The organism is Nitrosomonas marina (assembly GCF_900110145.1).
GTDB classification, from domain to species: domain Bacteria; phylum Pseudomonadota; class Gammaproteobacteria; order Burkholderiales; family Nitrosomonadaceae; genus Nitrosomonas; species Nitrosomonas marina.
This window is the reverse complement of sequence record NZ_FOCP01000010.1, coordinates 99,653-117,808: the sequence shown is the minus strand read 5'-3', so window position 1 is coordinate 117,808 and position 18,156 is coordinate 99,653. Positions and strand designations below refer to the sequence as shown.

General features: G+C 38.3%; 34 protein-coding genes. All 34 read left to right on the top strand.

Annotated features, from left to right (window positions below):
• Positions 1-126 (top strand): EF-Tu C-terminal domain-related protein (locus BMX44_RS08910; protein ID WP_483869867.1); only part of this gene is annotated, 126 nt, incomplete at its 5' end.
• Between the two features lie 80 nt (positions 127-206).
• Positions 207-515 carry a 30S ribosomal protein S10 gene (gene rpsJ / locus BMX44_RS08905; protein ID WP_090631449.1) on the top strand — a complete coding sequence of 103 codons (309 nt, stop codon included), beginning with the start codon at positions 207-209 and terminating at the stop codon, positions 513-515.
• A gap of 85 nt (positions 516-600) precedes the next feature.
• Positions 601-1,260, top strand: coding sequence for a 50S ribosomal protein L3 (rplC, locus tag BMX44_RS08900; protein WP_090631446.1), 660 nt, complete (start codon positions 601-603; stop codon positions 1,258-1,260).
• A gap of 13 nt (positions 1,261-1,273) precedes the next feature.
• Positions 1,274-1,894, top strand: a complete 621-nt coding sequence (gene rplD, locus BMX44_RS08895; RefSeq protein ID WP_090631442.1) for a 50S ribosomal protein L4 — start codon at positions 1,274-1,276, stop codon at positions 1,892-1,894.
• Positions 1,891-2,223, top strand: coding sequence for a 50S ribosomal protein L23 (rplW, locus tag BMX44_RS08890; RefSeq protein ID WP_090631439.1), 333 nt, complete (start codon positions 1,891-1,893; stop codon positions 2,221-2,223). Before rplD ends, rplW begins: the two co-directional genes overlap by 4 nt.
• Positions 2,223-3,056, top strand: a complete 834-nt coding sequence (gene rplB / locus BMX44_RS08885) for a 50S ribosomal protein L2 (protein WP_090631435.1) — start codon at positions 2,223-2,225, stop codon at positions 3,054-3,056. Before rplW ends, rplB begins: the two co-directional genes overlap by 1 nt.
• 6 nt (positions 3,057-3,062) lie before the next feature.
• Entirely contained in the window at positions 3,063-3,341 is a 279-nt protein-coding gene (gene rpsS, locus BMX44_RS08880) for a 30S ribosomal protein S19 (protein ID WP_090631431.1), read from the top strand.
• A gap of 10 nt (positions 3,342-3,351) precedes the next feature.
• On the top strand, positions 3,352-3,681 hold the full coding sequence (gene rplV / locus BMX44_RS08875; protein ID WP_090631427.1) for a 50S ribosomal protein L22: 330 nt from the start codon (positions 3,352-3,354) through the stop codon (positions 3,679-3,681).
• 33 nt (positions 3,682-3,714) lie between these two features.
• Positions 3,715-4,494: a 30S ribosomal protein S3 gene (rpsC, locus tag BMX44_RS08870; protein ID WP_090631425.1), complete on the top strand. Its 780-nt coding sequence runs from the start codon at positions 3,715-3,717 to the stop codon at positions 4,492-4,494.
• Positions 4,478-4,894, top strand: a complete 417-nt coding sequence (rplP, locus tag BMX44_RS08865; RefSeq protein ID WP_090631423.1) for a 50S ribosomal protein L16 — start codon at positions 4,478-4,480, stop codon at positions 4,892-4,894. The genes rpsC and rplP overlap by 17 nt, the downstream gene beginning before the upstream one ends.
• A 2-nt stretch (positions 4,895-4,896) precedes the next feature.
• Positions 4,897-5,094, top strand: a complete 198-nt coding sequence (gene rpmC / locus BMX44_RS08860) for a 50S ribosomal protein L29 (RefSeq protein WP_090631421.1) — start codon at positions 4,897-4,899, stop codon at positions 5,092-5,094.
• Complete coding sequence (gene rpsQ, locus BMX44_RS08855) at positions 5,091-5,351, top strand: 30S ribosomal protein S17 (protein ID WP_090631419.1); 261 nt, start codon at positions 5,091-5,093, stop codon at positions 5,349-5,351. The genes rpmC and rpsQ overlap by 4 nt, the downstream gene beginning before the upstream one ends.
• A gap of 179 nt (positions 5,352-5,530) precedes the next feature.
• Positions 5,531-5,899 carry a 50S ribosomal protein L14 gene (gene rplN / locus BMX44_RS08850; protein WP_090631417.1) on the top strand — a complete coding sequence of 123 codons (369 nt, stop codon included), beginning with the start codon at positions 5,531-5,533 and terminating at the stop codon, positions 5,897-5,899.
• Positions 5,900-5,923: 24 nt separating this feature from the next.
• Entirely contained in the window at positions 5,924-6,235 is a 312-nt protein-coding gene (rplX, locus tag BMX44_RS08845) for a 50S ribosomal protein L24 (RefSeq protein ID WP_090631413.1), read from the top strand.
• Between the two features lie 18 nt (positions 6,236-6,253).
• Positions 6,254-6,793, top strand: a complete 540-nt coding sequence (rplE, locus tag BMX44_RS08840) for a 50S ribosomal protein L5 (RefSeq protein WP_090631411.1) — start codon at positions 6,254-6,256, stop codon at positions 6,791-6,793.
• Between the two features lie 7 nt (positions 6,794-6,800).
• Positions 6,801-7,106: a 30S ribosomal protein S14 gene (rpsN, locus tag BMX44_RS08835; RefSeq protein WP_090631409.1), complete on the top strand. Its 306-nt coding sequence runs from the start codon at positions 6,801-6,803 to the stop codon at positions 7,104-7,106.
• A gap of 52 nt (positions 7,107-7,158) precedes the next feature.
• The gene (rpsH, locus tag BMX44_RS08830; protein WP_090631405.1) at positions 7,159-7,554 is read left to right on the top strand and encodes a 30S ribosomal protein S8; all 396 of its coding nucleotides are present in this window, start codon (positions 7,159-7,161) and stop codon (positions 7,552-7,554) included.
• A 17-nt stretch (positions 7,555-7,571) separates the two neighbouring features.
• Positions 7,572-8,105 (top strand): 50S ribosomal protein L6, encoded by a 534-nt coding sequence (rplF, locus tag BMX44_RS08825; RefSeq protein ID WP_090631401.1) that lies wholly within the window; start codon positions 7,572-7,574, stop codon positions 8,103-8,105.
• A 17-nt stretch (positions 8,106-8,122) separates the two neighbouring features.
• A complete protein-coding gene (gene rplR / locus BMX44_RS08820; protein ID WP_090631398.1) occupies positions 8,123-8,479 on the top strand; it encodes a 50S ribosomal protein L18 in 357 nt (118 codons plus the stop codon).
• A 14-nt stretch (positions 8,480-8,493) separates the two neighbouring features.
• Positions 8,494-9,015: a 30S ribosomal protein S5 gene (gene rpsE / locus BMX44_RS08815; protein WP_090631394.1), complete on the top strand. Its 522-nt coding sequence runs from the start codon at positions 8,494-8,496 to the stop codon at positions 9,013-9,015.
• 14 nt (positions 9,016-9,029) lie between these two features.
• The gene (rpmD, locus tag BMX44_RS08810; RefSeq protein WP_090631391.1) at positions 9,030-9,218 is read left to right on the top strand and encodes a 50S ribosomal protein L30; all 189 of its coding nucleotides are present in this window, start codon (positions 9,030-9,032) and stop codon (positions 9,216-9,218) included.
• Between the two features lies 1 nt (position 9,219).
• Positions 9,220-9,660 carry a 50S ribosomal protein L15 gene (gene rplO, locus BMX44_RS08805; RefSeq protein WP_090631388.1) on the top strand — a complete coding sequence of 147 codons (441 nt, stop codon included), beginning with the start codon at positions 9,220-9,222 and terminating at the stop codon, positions 9,658-9,660.
• A 14-nt stretch (positions 9,661-9,674) separates the two neighbouring features.
• Positions 9,675-11,006 (top strand): preprotein translocase subunit SecY, encoded by a 1,332-nt coding sequence (secY, locus tag BMX44_RS08800; protein WP_090631384.1) that lies wholly within the window; start codon positions 9,675-9,677, stop codon positions 11,004-11,006.
• Between the two features lie 16 nt (positions 11,007-11,022).
• The gene (gene infA, locus BMX44_RS08795; RefSeq protein WP_090631379.1) at positions 11,023-11,241 is read left to right on the top strand and encodes a translation initiation factor IF-1; all 219 of its coding nucleotides are present in this window, start codon (positions 11,023-11,025) and stop codon (positions 11,239-11,241) included.
• Between the two features lie 19 nt (positions 11,242-11,260).
• Positions 11,261-11,374, top strand: a complete 114-nt coding sequence (gene rpmJ, locus BMX44_RS08790) for a 50S ribosomal protein L36 (RefSeq protein ID WP_090631375.1) — start codon at positions 11,261-11,263, stop codon at positions 11,372-11,374.
• Between the two features lie 28 nt (positions 11,375-11,402).
• Positions 11,403-11,762: a 30S ribosomal protein S13 gene (rpsM, locus tag BMX44_RS08785; RefSeq protein WP_090631371.1), complete on the top strand. Its 360-nt coding sequence runs from the start codon at positions 11,403-11,405 to the stop codon at positions 11,760-11,762.
• Between the two features lie 49 nt (positions 11,763-11,811).
• Positions 11,812-12,201 carry a 30S ribosomal protein S11 gene (rpsK, locus tag BMX44_RS08780; protein ID WP_090631367.1) on the top strand — a complete coding sequence of 130 codons (390 nt, stop codon included), beginning with the start codon at positions 11,812-11,814 and terminating at the stop codon, positions 12,199-12,201.
• 18 nt (positions 12,202-12,219) lie between these two features.
• The gene (gene rpsD / locus BMX44_RS08775; RefSeq protein ID WP_090631364.1) at positions 12,220-12,846 is read left to right on the top strand and encodes a 30S ribosomal protein S4; all 627 of its coding nucleotides are present in this window, start codon (positions 12,220-12,222) and stop codon (positions 12,844-12,846) included.
• A gap of 48 nt (positions 12,847-12,894) precedes the next feature.
• Positions 12,895-13,899, top strand: a complete 1,005-nt coding sequence (locus tag BMX44_RS08770; protein WP_090631361.1) for a DNA-directed RNA polymerase subunit alpha — start codon at positions 12,895-12,897, stop codon at positions 13,897-13,899.
• Positions 13,886-14,287, top strand: a complete 402-nt coding sequence (gene rplQ / locus BMX44_RS08765) for a 50S ribosomal protein L17 (RefSeq protein ID WP_090631358.1) — start codon at positions 13,886-13,888, stop codon at positions 14,285-14,287. Before BMX44_RS08770 ends, rplQ begins: the two co-directional genes overlap by 14 nt.
• Before the next feature lie 193 nt (positions 14,288-14,480).
• On the top strand, positions 14,481-15,476 hold the full coding sequence (locus tag BMX44_RS08760; protein WP_090631355.1) for a biotin--[acetyl-CoA-carboxylase] ligase: 996 nt from the start codon (positions 14,481-14,483) through the stop codon (positions 15,474-15,476).
• A 6-nt stretch (positions 15,477-15,482) separates the two neighbouring features.
• Positions 15,483-16,226, top strand: a complete 744-nt coding sequence (locus tag BMX44_RS08755; protein ID WP_090631352.1) for a type III pantothenate kinase — start codon at positions 15,483-15,485, stop codon at positions 16,224-16,226.
• A 5-nt stretch (positions 16,227-16,231) separates the two neighbouring features.
• Positions 16,232-16,843: a ribosome biogenesis GTP-binding protein YihA/YsxC gene (yihA, locus tag BMX44_RS08750; RefSeq protein ID WP_090631348.1), complete on the top strand. Its 612-nt coding sequence runs from the start codon at positions 16,232-16,234 to the stop codon at positions 16,841-16,843.
• Positions 16,844-17,062: 219 nt separating this feature from the next.
• The gene (gene hemB / locus BMX44_RS08745) at positions 17,063-18,076 is read left to right on the top strand and encodes a porphobilinogen synthase (RefSeq protein ID WP_090631345.1); all 1,014 of its coding nucleotides are present in this window, start codon (positions 17,063-17,065) and stop codon (positions 18,074-18,076) included.
• Positions 18,077-18,156: the final 80 nt, after the last annotated feature.

Sequence of the window (18,156 nt, the reverse complement as noted above, 5' to 3'; positions counted from 1 at the left end):
GGAGATAATATATCGGTGACGGTGAATCTGATAGCGCCGATTGCGATGGACGAGGGTTTGCGTTTTGCGATTCGGGAAGGCGGAAGAACGGTCGGCGCCGGAGTAGTAGCTAAAATAATAGAATAGAAGTGCTCAAATGAGTAAATTGGTTATTTTTAAAAGGATGACCGATAAAAATAATCAGTTAACTAGATCGAAAGTTGAATATGCAAAACCAAAAAATTAGAATTCGTCTGAAGGCATTTGATTATCGTCTTATAGATAAATCCGCGCTCGAGATTGTTGACACGGCAAAAAGGACAGGCGCTGTAGTTAGAGGTCCAGTACCATTACCAACAAGAATCGAGCGGTTTGATGTGCTGCGATCCCCTCATGTCAATAAAACATCCCGTGATCAATTTGAGATTAGAACCCATTTGAGACTGATGGATATCATTGATCCTACAGATAAAACGGTAGATGCGTTAATGAAGCTCGATTTGCCAGCCGGTGTTGATGTTGAGATTAAACTGTAACTAATTTTAATTAGTTCGTTCATTAGGCTGAATCAAGAAAATCTGTAATGACCAAATTGTTCTAATCTAGTTTATAGGAAAAATAATGAGTTTAGGATTGATCGGCAGAAAGATAGGCATGACGCGTATTTTTACTGAAAATGGTGATAGTCTGCCAGTGACAGTTGTTGATGTTGCACAAAATCGTGTGACGCAAATCAAGTCCCGGGATAAGGATGGCTACACTGCGATACAGTTAACTTATGGCAAAAGGAGAGCTGTTCGCGTCAACAAGCCACAGACAGGCCATTATTCGAAAGCTGGGACAGAAGCTGGTGAGCTTATAAAAGAATTTAGAATTGATTCAGATGATGAATTAAGTCAGTTTGAAAATGGATCAAACATAGAGATCGATATATTTCAGGAAGGACAAAAAGTCGATATCTCTGGAATTACAATTGGTAAGGGGTATGCTGGAACAATTAAAAGGCATAATTTCTCAGCCAATAGAACAACACATGGTAATTCAAAGGCACACAGAAAGCCTGGGTCGATAGGTATGGCGCAGGATCCAGGAAGGATTTTTCCTGGTAAGCGTATGTCAGGGCAAATGGGCAATGTAAAGAGAACGATACAGAACCTGGAAATTGTCAAAGTAGACAAGGGAAGAAACTTGTTACTGATCAAAGGAGCGCTTCCAGGTTCTAAAGGTGGAAAAGTTATTATTCGCCCAAGTATTAAATTAAATAGTAACGTAGAGAAATAAAGGCGCATCAATTATGGATCTTAAACTGATTAATGAAGAAAACCAGGATGCGGGTAATATAACTGTCTCAAATGCTTTGTTTGATAGAGAATATAATGAGGCGCTTGTCCACCAGATCATAACTTCTTATTTGTCTAATGCTAGAAGTGGAACTAGAGCCCAAAAGGGAAGATCAGAAGTCGTATGCTCAGGCCGTAAGCCGTGGCGGCAAAAGGGAAGTGGTCGAGCACGTGCGGGTAGAGTTTCAAGCCCTATATGGCGCGGAGGTGGAAATGTATTCCCAAGTACTCCAAACGAAAATTTTAGCAAAAAGATAAACAAAAAAATGTATCGTGCTGGCATGAGTGTAATACTATCTAAACTTTTGCGAGATGGGCGCTTGACAGTAATTGAATCAATTTCAGTGGATACGCATAAAACAAAGGATTTATCTAAAAAGCTGGAAAAACTCGGCTATGACGATGTGTTGCTACTAACTCATGAAATGAGTGAAAATTTGTATCTTTCTTCTAGAAATTTGCCCAAAACACTAGCGCTAGAGGTAAGACATGTAGATCCTTATAGCCTGTTAAAGTATAAAAACATACTTGTAACTTCGGCAGCTATTAAAAAACTAGAGGAACTGTATGTATGAATAATCCGGCAAATTATGAACGACTGATGCATGTGATACAGGCTCCTTATATTTCTGAAAAGGGCACATTCATAGGTGAGGCTTACAACCAAACTATATTTCGCGTTATAAAAAATGCTACGAAGAAAGAAATAAAAGATGCTGTAGAACTGCTTTGGAAAGATCAGAAAATTGAAGTAGTAAAAGTCCAGACTATAAACGTCAAGGGAAAACAGAAACGTTTTGGAAGACATGTTGGAAAACGTAGTAATTGGAAGAAAGCCATTGTCAGTGTCAAAGAAGGACAAGAACTGACATTTACGCATTTAACAAAAGCAGAGGGTAAATAATGGCGCTTGTAAAGCTTAGGCCAACATCCCCGGGTAGACGCTCAGTTATTCGTTTGATTCATAAAGATTTATACGAAGGTAGGCCGCAAAAAGAATTAATCGAAAAGAAATCAAAAAAAGCAGGCAGAAACAATACCGGAAGGATTACTACCCGCCACAGAGGGGGTGGGCATAAACAGTATTATAGAAAGATAGATTTCAAACGTGATAAAGATAATATACCTGGAATTGTAGAGAGAATCGAATATGATCCAAATCGCTCTGCTAATATTGCATTGGTGTGTTATCAAGATGGTGAAAGAAGATATATTATTGCTCCTAAAGGTATAAAGAAAGGCGATTCGATTGCAAGTGGAGGTAGTGCTCAAATCAAAGCAGGTGACGCGTTAGCTTTACGCAATATTCCTGTTGGTACCGTGGTGCACTGTATAGAACTCATGCCAGGTAAAGGTGCACAGATTGCACGCTCAGCAGGAGCGTCAGCACAATTACAGGCTAGAGATGGCAACTATGCACAATTGAAGCTGCGTTCTGGAGAAATACGTAAAGTACACATAAACTGTAAAGCTACAGTTGGAGAAGTAAGTAACGCAGAACACAGCCTACGATCTATTGGCAAAGCCGGCGCTACACGATGGCGAGGCATCAGGCCTACAGTGCGTGGTGTTGCAATGAATCCAGTTGATCATCCACATGGTGGTGGCGAAGGAAGAACTTCGGGTGGGCGACATCCTGTAAGTCCATGGGGTAAGCCGGCAAAAGGGTATCGAACACGCTCTAACAAGCGTACAGAGACGATGATCATCAGGCATCGTTACTCAAAAAAAGGTTGATAAGTAATGGCAAGATCAGTTAAAAAAGGGCCATTTGTAGATTCTCATTTGGTTGCAAAAGTAGAAAAAGCCCAAGAATCCAATGATAAACGTCCAATTAAGACATGGTCGAGAAGATCTACAGTGCTACCAAACTTTATTGGATTAACTATCTCAGTTCATAATGGGAGACAACATGTACCTATTTTTGTAACTGAAAATATGGTTGGTCACAAACTGGGTGAATTTGCACAGACAAGAACTTTTAAAGGCCACGCGGCAGATAAAAAGACAAATAAACGATAGAATTTAGAAAATGGAAACGACAGCAAAATTAAAAGGTGTTCGTCTTTCAGCGCAAAAGGGAAGATTAATAGCAGATCAGATAAGAGGATTGCCTGTCGATAAAGCAATCAGTGTTCTGTTGTTTAGTCCAAAAAAAGCTGCGTCGATTATGAAACAATTGCTAAATTCAGCCATTGCGAATGCAGAACACAATAATGGTGCAGACATAGACGAATTGAAAATTAAAAGTATATATGTTGACAGAGCAACATACATGCCGCGCTCTAGTGCAAGAGCAAAAGGGCGTGGAAATCGTATAATGAAGCCAACTTGTCATATTACGATCACAGTGGCTGATTAATAAAAAAGTAGTGTTTAAATATAGGCAATTACAATGGGTCAAAAAATAAATCCAACTGGTTTTAGGCTGTCAGTACAGAGAAATTGGTTGTCCAAATGGTATGCGAATAGTAGCAATTTTGCTTTGATGCTAAATGAAGACATAAAAGTTAGGAACTATTTGTCAAAAAAATTGAAGCATGCTTCTGTTGGAAAAGTCTTGATTGAGAGACCGTCGAAAAATGCCCGTATCACTATATTTAGCGCTAGGCCTGGGGTTGTAATTGGCAAAAAAGGCGAAGACATTGAATTACTCCGCACTGAACTCCAGAAAAAAATGGGAGTTCCTGTTCACGTAAATATAGAAGAAATACGAAAGCCAGAGTTAGATGCGCAGCTTATAGCCGATAACATTGCTCAGCAATTAGAAAAAAGAATAATGTTTCGACGGGCAATGAAAAGGGCCATGCAAAATGCTATGCGTCTGGGTGCACAAGGCATCAAGATTATGAGTTCAGGTCGACTGAATGGAATCGAAATTGCGCGAACAGAATGGTATCGTGAAGGCAGGGTTCCTTTGCATACTCTGAGGGCAGATGTTGATTATGCAACTTCAGAAGCACAAACAACTTACGGAATAATCGGTATAAAAGTATGGATTTTTAAAGGGGAGTCAATAGGAAAAGAAAATCCAATTGCTAATATCTCTTCATCAGCTCCCGAGTCAGACAAAAAAAAAGCAAATAAAAAGGACAAGTTGAGTTACGAAGAATCAGTAACAAATATGCCTACTTCTAATAAGGATTCTGGAGAAGATCATGTTGCAACCAGCTAGAACTAAATACCGGAAACAACAAAAAGGGCGTAATACAGGCATAGCAACACGTGGTTCAAAAGTAAGTTTTGGAGAATACGGGTTGAAAGCTGTAGAAAGAGGAAGAATAACCGCACGCCAAATTGAAGCTGCGCGACGTGCTATGACGAGACATATCAAACGGGGTGGACGTATTTGGATCAGAATTTTTCCAGACAAACCTATTTCTCATAAACCTGCTGAAGTCAGAATGGGTAAAGGTAAAGGAAACCCAGAGTATTTTGTTGCAGAGATTCAACCAGGAAAAATGTTATATGAAATGGATGGTGTGAACGAAGAGTTGGCAAGAGAAGCATTTCGACTGGCTGCTGCAAAACTACCAGTAAAAACTATATTTACTACACGTCAATTAGGTGGATAATAATGAATGCTACCGAGTTAAGAAAAATGAACCTGACTGAGCTTCAGGCAGAGTTACATTCATTGTTGAAAGCTCAATTTGGTTTACGCATGCAACTGGCAACTCAACAATTATCTAATTCTCATCAATTAAAAAACGTGAAAAGAGACATTGCACGTGTTAAAACCGTGATCACCCAAAAAACGAAAGATAGATCATGACTGAAAAATTAAACAGAACCCTAAGTGGAAAAATTACAAGTAATAAATCAGATAAAACTGTGACTGTCTCAGTAGAGAGAAGGATTAAACACCCTTTATACGGTAAGATCATATCTCGTACAAAAAAATATCATGCCCATGATGAAGTTAATGATAGTCAAATTGGAGATATAGTACTTATAGAAGAATGTAGGCCTGTATCTAAAACAAAGTCATGGCGAGTAATTAAGATTCTGACACGAGTTGCAGTTGCTTAGAAAAAAAGATTTTACAGAACTTGATTAAATCACTTATAAACAGTAGAATCCCGCATTCCGTTTTTAACTCTTGAGTTTAGAAATTATTTGTGCTTTCTTGTTTATGGCAGGCAAATAATTGTCAATAGGATTCTAACAGCTTTATGCTATATATAAACTAACAAAAAAGTGAATAAGAAATGATACAGATGCAGTCAATGCTTAAAGTAGCAGATAATACTGGTGCTCGATCAGTAATGTGCATAAAAGTTCTGGGCGGATCTAAACGACACTATGCTGGAATCGGAGATATAATTAAGGTTAGCGTAAAAGACGCAGCACCAAGAGGAAGAGTAAAGAAAGGCGATGTCTATAATGCTGTAGTAGTACGTACAGCAAAAGGTGTAAGACGTGTAGATGGCTCATTATTAAAGTTCGACAGTAATGCAGCAGTACTATTAAATAACAAACTTGAGCCCATAGGTACACGTATTTTCGGCCCTGTGACCCGAGAACTCAGAACATCACGTTTTATGAAAATTGTGTCTTTAGCCCCCGAAGTCCTGTAGAAATCAGTAATTGGAACCTATTAGATGAAGAAAGTTAGAAAAGGTGATGATGTAGTTTTACTTGCCGGGAAAGATAAGGGCAAGCGAGGAACAATTGTTAAGGTTTTAAGCAATGAAATGGTCCAAGTGCAGGGTGTAAATATTGTAAAAAAACACCAGAAACCCAATCCATCGACAGGTGCTACTGGCGGAATTGTTAATATAGATAAGCCTATCCACATATCAAATGTAGCTTTATATAACGCAACAACAAAAAAGTGCGATCGAGTCGGATTTAAGTTAGATAACGAACAAAATAAAGTAAGAATTTACAAATCCAGTGGTGAACTGGTTTAAAACAAAAGTTTATATATCATGAGTCGTTTGCAAGAATTATATAGAACCCACGTTAGCAAACAATTAACTGACAAATTCGGTTATAAATCTTTAATGGAAGTCCCAAGGGTGACCAAGATCACACTGAATATAGGACTTGGTGAGGCAACGGTAGATAAAAAGGTTATCGAAAATGCCTTGGATGATTTAAGAAAAATAGCAGGTCAACAACCAGTTATAACGCGGGCAAGAAAATCTATCGCAACCTTCAAAGTACGAGAAGGTTATCCAATTGGTTGTATGGTTACTTTACGAGGAGTTCAAATGTACGAATTTCTTGATAGATTGATATCCATAGCCATACCTAGAATACGAGATTTTCGTGGAGTTCCATCAAAATCATTTGACGGTAGAGGCAACTATAATATGGGGATAAAAGAGCAGATTATCTTCCCTGAAATCGATTACGACAAAATTGATGCGATACGTGGATTAAATATATCTATTACAACAACTGCTAAAACAAATGAAGAAGCGAAAGCCTTGCTAACCGCATTTAACTTTCCATTTAGACAATAATATTCAAATGGCAAAAAAAGCAATTATTAACAGAAATAAAAAAAGACTGAAAATCGTTCAAAAGTTTTCAGAGAAAAGACAGTACCTGAAAACAAAAATCAATGATCAATCTCTCACTGACGATGAACGGTACGACGCAAGGTTAGAACTCCAAAACCTACCACGTAACTCTAGTCCTGTAAGATTGTGTAATCGCTGTACAATTACAGGACGTTCACGCGGTGTTTATTCAAAGTTTGGTTTGGGAAGAAGTAAATTAAGAGATATAGCCATGAGTGGCAAAATACCTGGAATCATAAAAGCAAGTTGGTAGTTGAAAGGTTAATTCCACAAACATCACAATTAAATTTTATAAGAGCTTCAAAATGAGCATGAGTGACCCAATAGCCGATATGCTAACTCGTATTAGAAATGCACAAATGGCCAAAAAAAATACGGTTCGTATCCCATTTTCTCAAATTAAGTTTGATATAGCTTCCGTTTTAAAAGAAGAAGGCTACATAACAGAAATTGAAAAGAAAACTATTGATAATCACGCACAACTTGAGCTACAACTTAAATATTATTCAGGATTGCCAGTAATTGAGCGTATACAACGAATTAGCAGGCCTGGATTGAGAATTTACAAATCATCTAGCGAGATACCACAAGTCATGAGTGGTCTGGGGATAGCAATTATCTCCACTTCACGCGGAGTCATGTCTGGAAAGCAAGCGCAGAAAGCCGGAATAGGCGGAGAGATTCTCTGCGAAGTTGTATAAGCAAGGATATAAATTATATGTCGCGAATCAGTAAAAACCCAGTTGCTGTTCCATCGAATGTTGATGTTACGATTGCAAGTACCAAGATCACAGTAAAAGGCCCTAACGGTGTATTGGAACAAAATGTTAATCCACATATATCATTAAAACATGAGAATCAATCCATTCTGGTTGATATGAAGATTGATTCGAAAGAAGTTCATGCGCAGTCCGGAACTATTCGATCATTAATAGCAAATATGGTACAAGGAGTTACAACAGGCTTTGAGAGAAAGCTACAGTTAGTTGGAGTTGGTTACAGAGCGCAATTAAATGGTAGTAACATTAATCTAAACCTAGGGTATTCTCATCCTATAAACTATAAAATCCCTGATGGGATTAATATAGAAATAACTACACCTACTGAAATTGTAATAAAAGGTATTGATAAACAAAAAGTAGGGCAAACAGCAGCTGAAATTCGTGCTTTTCGAAAGCCGGAACCATATAAGGGTAAGGGAGTACGGTACGATGATGAAGTTGTACAGCTCAAGGAAGCAAAGAAAAAATAAACATTATAGAATATATCATGCGTAAATTTAAAAACAAAAGACTACGAAAAGCAAGTCAAACTAGGATTCGCATAGCGAGTCAAGGCAAATTACGTTTGTCAGTTCATCGTACCAATCAACATATTTATGCGCAATTAATTGATGATGAAAAGATGCAGACTATCACAAGTGCCTCTACCCTAGAGAATGAGGTTAAAAATTCTATAAATCAAGGTGGTAACAGCACTGCAGCTACCATTGTCGGAAAGCGAATCGCAGAGAAAGCGATTCAACTGGGTGTTGAACACATAGCGTTTGATAGATCGGGCTATAGATTCCATGGTCGAGTAAAAGCATTAGCTGAATCAGCAAGAGAAAACGGATTAAAATTTTAGATCAGTAGACAATTATGGCTAAACCAATCAATAAAAAAAATTTGCAAGATGAAACTGGTCAAGATGACCTCAAAGAAAAAATGGTTTCAATCAACCGCGTAACCAAAGTTGTTAAAGGCGGTCGTATTCTTGGTTTTGCCGCATTAACAGTTGTCGGTGATGGTGACGGTGGTGTTGGTATGGGCAAAGGAAAGTCGCGAGAAGTGCCTGTTGCTGTTCAGAAGGCGATGGACGAAGCAAGACGATCGATGATTAAGGTTAAACTGAAGAATGGTACTATCTATCATTCTGTTATTGGTAGGCACGGTTCTGCTCGAGTTTACATGCAACCCGCACCCGAAGGTACTGGCATTATTGCTGGAGGACCCATGAGAGCTATATTTGAAGTGATGGGTATGCAAAATATATTAGCCAAATGTATTGGCTCCACTAATCCTTACAATGTTGTAAGAGCGACACTTCACGGCTTATACTCAATGAATACACCAGCAGGAATCGCTGCAAAACGTGGCAAATCAGTCGAGGAACTACTCTAAAGTAAAGCCAAATAATGAATAATAACAACCGTAAAACAATAACAGTTACGCTCATAAAAAGCCTGATAACAACAAAGAAAAGCCACAGAGCGACTGTAAAAGGATTGGGCCTAAAAAAAATTAATAGTACATCTGTACTTGAAGATACTCCTGCGATACGGGGTATGATTAGAAAAGTTCAATATCTAGTGAAGTGTGAATAAAATGTTTTTAAATACAATCAAAGCGAATGAAGGCTCAGTCAAACAGCGTAAACGCGTTGGTCGTGGTATAGGATGTGGTCAGGGCAAAACATCCGGAAGAGGTCATAAGGGTCAAAAATCGCGTGCGGGTGGATATCATAAGACAGGATTTGAAGGTGGACAAATGCCCTTATATAGACGGTTGCCTAAAAGAGGATTTAAATCCCGCAGTAATATATGCTCTGTTAGTCTGCGCTCCAGCTTATTAGAAAATGAGAGCAATGAAGTTACTATTGATTTAAACAGGCTCAAGGATAAAAAAATTATATCCCAGAAAATTAACAAAGTACGTTTTTATTTATCCAGTAACCAAACAATAAATACAAAACTCTTTATTAAAGGTATCAGAGTCTCAAAAGGTTTGAAAGAGAAAATTGAGAACGCTGGTGGCAGCGTTGAGTAATTAAAGGTAAACAATTGGCAAACAAGGGATTTTCACATAAACAAGTAGATAAATTCGCTGATCTAAAACGGCGACTTTGGTTTCTTTTACTTGCGCTTATAGTCTACAGAATCGGTGCGCATGTACCTGTACCTGGAATCGATCCAGTTATTCTGAAAGATTTGTTTGATTCACAGCAAGGTGGCGTACTTGGAATGTTCAATATGTTTTCAGGTGGCGCTCTTTCTCGATTCTCAATCTTTGCATTGGGAATCATGCCTTATATTTCTGCGTCGATTATAATGCAGTTAGGTACTGTGGCCGTACCGTATTTAGAGGCACTTAAAAAAGAAGGCGAAAGCGGTAGAAGAAAAATTACGCAATATACTCGCTATGGAACCTTATTATTAGCACTCGTACAAAGTTATGGAATATCCATAGCTTTACAATCGCAGGCTGGGCTGGTTATTAACCCGGGACCAATGTTTGTACTTACAACTGTTATTACACTCGTCACTGGAACTATTTTCCTAATGTGGCTCGGTGAACAAATAACTGAAAGAGGAATTGGCAATGGTATTTCACTGATTATCTTTGCTGGAATTGCAGCTGGATTACCTAGTGCGATTGGTGGTACCCTCGATTTAGTTAGTACTGGATCGATGCATTTCTTGGTTGCCCTATTTATCTTTATCGCAGCTGCTATTGTTACAGCTTTTGTAGTTTTCATAGAAAAAGGGCAGCGCCGCATACTTGTAAATTACGCTAAACGACAAGTTGGAAAGAAAATCTATGGTGGACAAAGCTCTCATTTGCCTTTAAAACTTAATATGGCAGGAGTTATACCACCTATTTTTGCTTCTAGTATTATTTTATTTCCAGCAACGATGGCTGGCTGGTTTGCCACAGGCGAATCAATGATCTGGTTAAAGGATGTCAGTGCAGCCTTATCGCCAGGGCAACCGTTTTACGTTTTTTTGTATGCCTCAATGATCATTTTCTTTTGTTTCTTTTATACTGCATTAGTATTTAATCCAAAAGAAACATCTGATAATTTAAAGAAAAGTGGGGCTTTCATACCCGGAATAAGACCCGGTGACCAGACCACAAGATATATCGAAAGAATCATGCTTCGTTTAACGCTAGCAGGCTCAATCTATGTAACACTGGTTTGTCTACTGCCTGAATTTTTAATCCTAAAGTGGAATGTACCATTTTACTTTGGTGGAACATCTTTATTAATTATAGTCATTGTCACTATGGATTTTATGTCCCAGGTTCAATCACATGTGATGTCATCCCAGTATGATAGCTTGTTGAAGAAAGCAAATCTGAAAGGAAACACTGGACGACTTCCTGTCAGATAATTGCTTTAATACTTTCATGGCTAAAGAAGAAACCATACAGATGCAAGGTGAGGTACTTGAAACCTTGCCAAATGCAACATTTAAAGTAAAACTCGAAAATGGTCACATTGTATTAGCACATATATCAGGTAAGATGAGAATGCACTATATAAGAATACTTCCAGGCGATAATGTAACCGTAGATTTAACACCTTATGATTTAACACGAGCCCGCATAACTTTTCGAGCTAAATAGATAAAAAGAAGGATTCAGTATGAAAGTTTTGGCATCAGTGAAAAAGATTTGTAGAAACTGTAAAATTATTAGAAGAAACAGGGTTGTACGTGTAATTTGTACAGATCCGAGACATAAGCAGAAACAAGGGTAAATCCCACTAATTTTAAACAGGTTTAGAAATGGCACGTATAGCTGGAGTTAATTTACCTAATCATCAACATGTAGGAATTGCTTTAACCGCAATATACGGAATTGGGCGATCGAAATCAGCAAAAATTTGCAGTGATTTAAATATCGAAATCGATATTAAATTAAAGGAATTATCAGAAGAACAGTTGGAACAAATCCGCGATCATATAGGTAAATATGTAATTGAAGGTGATCTTCGACGCGAAACTTCCATGAATATAAAGAGATTAATGGATTTGGGTTGCTATCGTGGCTATCGGCATAGGAAAGGTTTGCCAGTCAGAGGACAACGAACAAGAACTAACGCGCGTACACGTAAAGGACCTAGAAAAGCAATACGTTCTAGATAAATTTGCAACTGATTGTTTTTATATTCACTTAATCAGATAGGGAAATTAAATGGTAAAGTCAAGTACGCGAGCTAAAAAAAAAATAAAGAAGAATGTTTCAGAAGGTGTTGCTCATATTCATGCATCCTTCAATAACACTATAATCACTATCACGGATCGCCAGGGTAATGCCTTATCATGGGCTACCTCAGGTGGAGCTGGCTTTAAGGGTTCCAGAAAAAGTACACCTTTTGCTGCACAGGTTGCAGCTGAGAGTGCTGGAAAAGCAGCTATAGAATGTGGAGTTAAAAACCTTGAAGTTAAAATTAAGGGGCCTGGACCTGGCAGAGACTCAGCGGTACGTGCTCTGAATGGCATAGGATTCAAAATAATCAGTATTTCTGATGTTACTGCTATACCCCATAATGGCTGTAGACCACCTAAGAAACGTAGAATATAAGATATAAGGAGAATACTTTTGGCCCGTTACCTTGAATCAAAATGCAAATTATGCCGTCGCGAAGGTGAGAAGCTTTTTCTCAAAGGAGAAAAGTGTTTTACGGATAAATGTGCAATTGAACGTAGAAGTTATCCACCTGGTCAACACGGACAGAAAAAAGGACGACTCTCTGATTATGGTGTACAGTTGAGAGAAAAACAAAAAATAAGACGCATTTATGGATTATTAGAAAAACAATTTAGAATAGTTTACAGAAATGCGGATAGACAACGTGGTGTAACTGGCGACAATCTGCTCCAGATGCTAGAAAGCCGGTTAGACAACCTTGTTTATTTAATGGGATTCGGCTCATCACGGTCAGAATCAAGACAGATAATTCGCCATAATTCCATACTGGTAAATGGTAAAAGAGTCAATATTCCTTCATACATTGTGACACCTGGTGATACTATCGAAGTTGATCAAACATCAAGAGAACAACTTCGCATTAAATCGTCCTTGCAGTCAGCTGATAATCGCGGGTTCCCATCCTGGATAGAAGTTGATGTGAAGGCAATGAAAGGAACACTCAAAAATAAACCCGATAGAACGGATTTACCTTCAACAATTAATGAATCATTAGTTGTTGAGCTTTACTCAAAATAAATTGTAAAACTGTTTTATATAACGTTTTTTCTTAAGGTTATTTAATAAATGCTAGGTAATGATATATTAACACCACGGATAATCGATGTTCAGAATATATCACCATTACATGCAAAAGTTGTGATGGAACCATTTGAAAGAGGTTATGGCTACACGCTTGGAAATGCGTTGCGAAGAATTTTATTATCTTCAATGACTGGGTTTGCACCAACAGAAGTTAAAATTGCAGGTGTGGTTCATGAGTATTCAACGCTGGATGGTGTCCAGGAGGATGTGGTTGATATCCTTTTGAATATTAAAGGCCTTGTACTCAAATTGCACACAGCTAGTGAAATTACTTTACAACTCACCAAATCTGGTAAAGGAGTTGTTACAGCAAACGACATTGAAACAACGCATGATGTCGAAATCTTAAACCCAGACCATGTAATAGCCCACCTAACTACTGGTGGAAAACTGGATTTGCAATTGAAAGTAACGAAGGGTCGTGGCTATGTACCAGCTACTGCACGTACTATAGGTCAAGAAGAAAAAAGTATTGGAACCATTTTTCTAGATGCATCATTCAGTCCAATTAAACGTGTTAGTTATACTGTCGAGAGTGCTCGGGTTGAGCAGAGAACTGACCTGGACAAATTGATAATGGATATAGAAACTAATGGTGTGGTAGATCCTGAAGAAGCAATACGATATGCTGCCCGAGTTCTCGTACAACAGCTCTCTGTTTTTGCTGATCTAGAAAGTACGCCTATTCCTACAGAACAACCACAAGCACCTCAAATAGACCCTGTATTATTGCGACCAGTTGACGATTTGGAACTAACTGTACGTTCTGCAAATTGTCTAAAAGTAGAAAACATTTACTATATTGGTGATTTAATCCAGCGTACAGAAGCAGAACTATTGAGAACCCCTAACCTTGGAAGAAAATCTTTAAATGAAATTAAAGAAGTTTTAGCAGCGCGTGAGTTATCATTAGGTATGAAATTAGACAATTGGCCACCTGCTAATTTAGAAAATCATTCAAAGGATATTAATCATGCGTCATCATAATGCCTATCGTAAGTTAAATAGAACCAGTAGCCATCGTAATGCAATGTTTCGTAATATGACCAATTCATTGCTTAAACATGAAATAATTAAAACAACCTTACCAAAAGCAAAAGAATTAAGAAGCTATGCCGAACCTTTGATAACCCTCGGTAAAGATTCAAATCTAAACAATAAAAGAAAGGCATTTAGTAAGCTAAGAAATCGTGATATTGTCACGAAATTATTTGCTGAGCTTGGTCCAAGATACGCTCAGCGACCGGGTGGGTATATCAGAATACTTAAGTATGGTTTCCGTAAAGGTGATAACGCCCCAATGGCCTTAGTAGAGTTAGTTGACCGGCCAACGGTTGAAATAGAAGAACTCGAATCAGATGAGGATCAGCAATAATACAATTTATCAACAATTAATATAATTTTTTTATATTATTACATTATTGTATATTTCTGTCCCAGTGATTCAAATTATCATAGTTTTTTCCACTAATATATCTACATTTAAACGGTATAATATTATACGTAACAGTTGAAACAGTTTTACTACTATTGAAACACACTAATATTAGTGTTACGTATGCAATAAAATGCATGCACATAACGAAGCAATAAGCTTTAAATTACTTAAGATTCTATCAGACAAACGTCTACATACTTATATCCAGCTTTGTTCAGATTTAGGCTGTACTACGTTAACACTTTTTAAATATATTAAAAGGTTAACAGAATTAGGTGTTACCATCTCACAAGTAAGAGGATTGGGGTTTATTTGGCCCCGCCCTTTTATCCTTCTCAATAAAGTATCCTTATTAGAAAGCCTGCGTGAATTACAGCATGAGTTCAGTGTTTACACATTTGACCTTCTTGAATCCACGAGTACATATCTGGCTCTTAATAAGTTGTCTTACCTTCAAGAAAAACGAATTCCAGTAATTCTTTGTGAATTGCAAACGAAAGGTAGAGGCACAAGTAATCGACACTGGTATTCTAATCTGGGAGGTAGTCTGACGTTTTCCTTATTGTGGCGTTTTACTCGTCGAATTCAACATATACAAACTTTAAGTCTAGTCCTTGGCATCAGCCTCGTACGCGTTATTCGAAAAATATCACATACTGACATATATTTGAAATGGCCGAATGACATAATTTTTGAGAAAAAAAAGCTCGCTGGCATTTTAACTGAATGTAGATCAGTTGATAAGGAATTACTTGTTAGTATTATTGGAATTGGTATTAATTTTAAACTACCGCCGAATGCAGTAATTTTGTCAAACTATGGTGTGACCGATTTATTCGAAATTACAGGTCAAACTCTAGACCGTAATCAAATCCTTGCACAACTTCTCATTGAGCTGCGGGAAATTTTAATTGCATATGAACAATTTGGGTTTGTTTACTTTCGTAGAGAATGGGAGAGTTACCATTTCTTCCAAGGCCAACCAATTACGCTTAAATCTGTTGACGCTTCGACTATTTCCGGCGTGGTATCAGGTATAAGTGTTGACGGGTCATTGATACTGAATACAGATTCAGGACATAAAGCTTTCAGTATGGGTGAGATAAGCATACAACTATCAGACTAACCTACGATGTATTGTCTTGCTGTCGATTCAGGAAATTCATTTCTCAAATGGGCCTTTTTCAAGAATGGAAGAAAACTGGAGTTGAATAGAGTCAGCAATCGGGAACTACATAATCTATATTCCGACTGGAGGTTACTGAGACAGCCTGACACCATAGTTGTCTCCCATGTATCTGGTCATGATGTACAAAACCAACTTGCTCAGCTTTTCAATATGTGGAACATTCAACCCAACTGGATTAAAGCACTTCCCCGGCAATGTGGCGTAATTAACAATTACACTGACCCGGCACAGCTTGGTAGTGATCGCTGGGCTGCTTTAATAGCTGCCTGGAATAAATTTCGTGACGCATGTCTTGTTGTTAACATAGGTACTGCTCAAACTATTGATGTACTATCCAGTGAGGGTGTTTTTCTTGGTGGAATGATTGTGCCCGGCCCTTATACTTTGAAAAAAAGTATTCAGTATGCAACGCAAATTAGTTTAGAGAATGATAATTATTGCTTCCAGATTTTTCCGACTAATACTACTGACGCAATTTATAGCGGCATTATCCAGGCTCTAGTCGGTTCCATTGAGCGGACGATGCGATTATTTCAACAATGTCAGGGGTATTCAATAAAACACTGCGTAATAAGTGGTGGCGGTCATGCTGAATTACTACCGCACATTGATTTAAAATATATAGTGATTGAGAATCTGGTGTTGGAAGGATTGCTACTTATTGCACAAAATAAGGAACGGTATTAAAAATTATGTCCTTGTTCCACGATGCTTCTTTTTATGTGTCAGTTAACCAGTTTCGGGATTTGCCTGTACATACAGGTGTAGAAATTGCTTTTGCCGGGCGTTCCAATGCCGGCAAGTCAAGTGTAATTAATACTCTGGCGCGAAGAAAGAAACTGGCATTTGTGAGTAAACTTCCAGGCCGTACACAGCAGATCAATTATTTTCGAATTCGGGACAATCTTTTTCTGGTAGATTTACCTGGCTACGGTTATGCGAAGGTTCCTTTTGAAATCCGCCGTCATTGGGAATCACTTCTCAGTAAATATCTTCAGACTCAAAAAACACTTGTAGGTCTTGTATTGATTATGGATATCCGTCATCCATTAAAAGTGCTTGATTTGCAGATGCTGGAATGGTTTTCAATCACTGGAAAACCGGTGCATATTATATTGACTAAATCGGACAAGTTAAGCAGAAATCATGCTGAAAGTACGTTAAGGCAAGTAAAAGACCGTTTGATGCTACACTATCCGTCAGTTAGTATTCAGTTGTTTTCCAGCATGAAGGCTATGGGTGTTGCCGAAGCTAATGAAGCCCTGAATAAATGGATAGAAAACATACAGCTGAAACGGGATTAGAATTATCCGATTATTAATTGATTGAATGGAAATAAAAGACCCCCGGTTAAAGGGGAGTAAAAAAACCGGGGGGAACCGCCTTAATATCACATAAGGCCCTGCCTTCAGGGAGGAAAGACAGGGGACAAAATTATCATGCCCACTTGAAAGACAATGTAACTACAATACAAGTTCCCTGAGAATTTAATTTTTTAATCAACATTCCAAAAAACAATTATGATGAATTCGTTAGGACACTTTCCACAAAAAAGAATGCGTCGCATGCGCCGTGATAATTTCTCTCGTCGCCTGGTTCAGGAAAATCAGCTTAATGTAGGTGATTTGATTTATCCCGTATTTGTCCTGGACGGTACGAAGCAGGAGGAAAAGGTGACTTCTATGCCCGGCGTGATAAGACAATCTGCTGATTTGTTGTTGAAACAGGCTGAGCAATGTTTGTTACTCGGTATTCCTGCCATAGCTCTCTTTCCTGTAGTTGAAACAAATCTGAAAAATCTTTCAGCGGATGAAGCTTATAACCCAGATGGATTAGTACCACGAGTCGTTCGTCAGTTAAAACAAAATTTTCCTGAGCTGGGAGTGATTACAGATATTGCTTTGGATCCGTATACCAGCCATGGCCAGGACGGACTTATTAATGAAAATGGTTATGTTCTAAACGATGAAACTGTGGATGTATTATGTAAACAGGCTTTAACACATGCGCAGGCAGGTGCGGATATAGTAGCACCGTCTGATATGATGGACGGGCGAGTAAAGGCTATACGGGAAATACTGGATCAAAATCAATTTATTCATACACGTATATTGGCTTATTCAGCCAAATATGCCTCCAGTTTTTATGGTCCGTTTAGAGACGCTGTGGGATCATCTGCTAACCTGGGCAGTGGAAACAAATATACCTACCAGATGGATCCGGCCAACTCAGATGAAGCTTTATGGGAGGTTGGGCTCGATATGACCGAAGGAGCGGATATGGTTATGATTAAGCCTGGTATGCCCTATTTGGATATTGTGCGTCGTGTTAAAGATCAATTTCAAGCACCTACATTTGTTTACCAGGTAAGTGGAGAATATGCGATGCTCAAAGCAGCCGGAATGAATGGCTGGCTAAATGAAGAAGCATGCGCATTGGAAGCGTTATTATCGTTCAAACGTGCTGGTGCAGACGGTATCTTGACGTATTATGCGATGGAGGCCGCAGCATGGTTGAAGAAAATAAAATCAACCTGAGTTCTGATCAAGTTCAGATTTCTGATGGAAGTCAATAGAATTCTTTTTCAAAAAAACACTATTTTGAAAAATAGTAGTTG